Genomic DNA, 2,508 nt, shown 5'->3' on the forward strand with positions numbered 1-2,508 from the left:
ACCAAACCCCGCTGCTAACGCAGCGGGGTTTTTTATTGCGCCACGCCCTGCTGCAGGCCGTAAAGGACGCCGGCAACAAAAAGCCCGGCAGCGGCCGGGCTTGGGGGACAGCCGCCAGAAAATGGCGTTCAGCGCGCCCGCTGGCGCATCACCACCGCATGCGCCCAGCGAGAAGCAATACCCGGGGCGGTGATGTGAAAGAACGGGTCGGTGTGAGCGCTCGACACTGCGGCGGGCTCAGTCATTGCGGGCGGTGACGATCGTGCCGTCCTCCGGGTCGATCCGCAGCTCGACTTTACGGCCGTTGGAATTGTCGGCTTCGGCATGCCAGAGACTGTCCTTGAACTTCAGGTCGCGGATATTGGAGAAACCCTGCGCGCTGAGGGAGGCATGGATCTCGTCCTTGTTCATGCGTGAAACGGCGGTGCCATCTTCGGGATAGATCCGGCCGCGGAGCGGGTCCACTTTCACTTCCAGGCGTTTGCCGTTGCCGCTGACCGCATGGGCTTCCCACAGGCCATCGTCGAACTGGATCTGTTTGATGTCGCGGTATCCCTGCTCTTCCAGCAGGGTCCTGACCTCCCGTTGGGTCAGACCGTTGCTGCCGGCGGCCGGATCACTGGAGGCGCTTTGCGCATAGGCCGGAACCGCGGCGCCGAAGGCGGCAACAAGCAGGGAAGTGGTGAGGATCCGAAAATGCATCGCTCGTTCTCCATTGATGGGTGGCACGGGCAATGTTGGGTGCCACGGCTCGCAGACCGGGTGAAGGAGGTGTTGCGGGGATGTGCACTGTTCAGTCTCATGAAGCCGGCGGCTTCAGGGCATGCGCTGGCGTCGCAGGACGAAAAACGGCGCCGTCAAGGTGCCGTTTGAGTGGAGCGGTGGGTAGCTCAGGGCTTGCCGTTTGGCTTGTTTTTCATCATCGAATCGCGATTGGCTTTGAACGGGTTGCCCTCGTACCAGTTCGGCCACGCATCGCCGCCGGCCAGATGGCTGCCGACGCCGTACAACAGTTCCAGGTCTTCGATGGCACCGTCCAGCTTCCAGGTCGCCGGATCGTACTCGTCCTTGGGACCGTGGTAACGCTCCTTTCCATAGGCTTCGGCGGCACGCTTGCCTGCCGCGGTGCCGCCGTCGATCAGATCTTCACCGCCGTCTGCGTACAGCGCCGGGACGCCGGCCTTGGCGAAGTTGAAGTGGTCCGAGCGGAAGTAGAAGCCGCTCTGTACGGCCGCTTCGGCATGCAGCGTACGGCCCTTCCCGGTTGCCAGCGGCTTGAGGATGTCTTCCAGCTCGGAACTGCCAAACCCGGTGACGGTCATGTCGCGCGCACGGCCATTGACCGACATCGCGTCGATATTGATCACGCCGGCGATCTTATCCAGCGGGAAGGTCGGGTGGTTCACGTAGTACTGCGAACCCAGCAGCCCGGATTCTTCCAGGGTGACGGCCAGAAATACCACCGAGCGTTCCGGCGGCGTGGGCTGGTGCGCCATGCGTCGGCGATCTCGAGGATGCCGGCCACGCCGGTGGCGTTGTCCACCGCACCGTTGTAGATGTTGTCGCCTTCTTCGCCCTCGTGCTTGCCCAGGTGATCCCAGTGCGCCATGTACAGCACGGCTTCGTCGGCGCGCTTGCCGCCGGGCAGCACACCCACCACGTTGCGCGACTTCTTTTGTGCGATGGTGCTCTGCAGATCCAGTGACAGTTTGGCTTTCAGCGGTTCGGGCTTGAAGCCGCGCTTGCTGGCATCGCGGTAGGCCTTGTCCAGATCCAGCCCGGCTTCGGCGAACAGCTGCCGCGCCGCGTCGGCGCTGAGCCAGCCCTGTGCCTGCAGGCGCGGCTCCTTGTCCTCTGTGGCCGGCAGGTCGTACTGCGCGCCGCCCCAGGAGTTCTTCACCACGTCCCAGCCATAGGAGGCACCGGCGGTGTCGTGCACGATCAGTGCGGCCGTAGCACCCTTGCGCGCGGCTTCCTCGAACTTGTAGGTCCAGCGCCCGTAGTAGGTCATGCGCTTGCCGTCGAACAGCTTGGCGTCATCGACATGGAAGCCGGGGTCGTTGACGAACATCACCACCGTCTTGCCGGTCCAGTCCTGGCCGGCGTAGTCGTTCCAGTCCTGTTCGGGGGCATCCACGCCGTAGCCCACAAAGACCAGGTCGCTGTCGGCGATCTTGATTTCCGGCTGGCCGCTGCGGGTACCGATGACCATGTCCGTGCCGAACGTCAGTTCCTGCACCGTGCCGTCGCGCTGGATCTTCAGCACGGTGTTGGGATCGGCGGTGGTTTCGGTCATCGGCACGTCCTGGAACCAGCTGTCGCCGTTGCCCGGCTGCAGGCCGATGCGCTGCATCTGGTCGCGGATATAGTTGACCGTGAGTTCCTCGCCGTTGCTGCCTGGCGCGCGGCCTTCGAACTCATCCGAGGCCAGGGTCTTGACCAGCTCGGCGAAGTCGGCGGCATTGATGGCGCTGGCGAACGCGTGCGCCGGGACCGCGGTCGGCAGCG

1 protein-coding gene and 1 pseudogene are annotated in these 2,508 nt (G+C 64.2%); both read right to left on the reverse strand.

Translation table 11 applies throughout. The features are described from left to right. Nucleotides 1–237: 237 nt before the first annotated feature. Complete coding sequence (locus JCM9942_RS13970) at nucleotides 238–702, reverse strand: PepSY domain-containing protein (RefSeq protein ID WP_054660427.1); 465 nt, start codon at nucleotides 700–702, stop codon at nucleotides 238–240. A 188-nt stretch (nucleotides 703–890) separates the two neighbouring features. Next, a pseudogene (locus tag JCM9942_RS13975) lies at nucleotides 891–2,508 on the reverse strand (M28 family metallopeptidase); the annotation flags it as partial.

It is taken from the genome of Stenotrophomonas pictorum JCM 9942 (assembly GCF_001310775.1).
Lineage (GTDB): Bacteria > Pseudomonadota > Gammaproteobacteria > Xanthomonadales > Xanthomonadaceae > Stenotrophomonas > Stenotrophomonas pictorum.

Bases quoted from the DNA above. Each gene is read 5' to 3' on its own strand.
- JCM9942_RS13970 (WP_054660427.1), bottom strand. From the start codon at position 702: ATGCATTTTCGGATCCTCACCACTTCCCTGCTTGTTGCCGCCTTCGGC.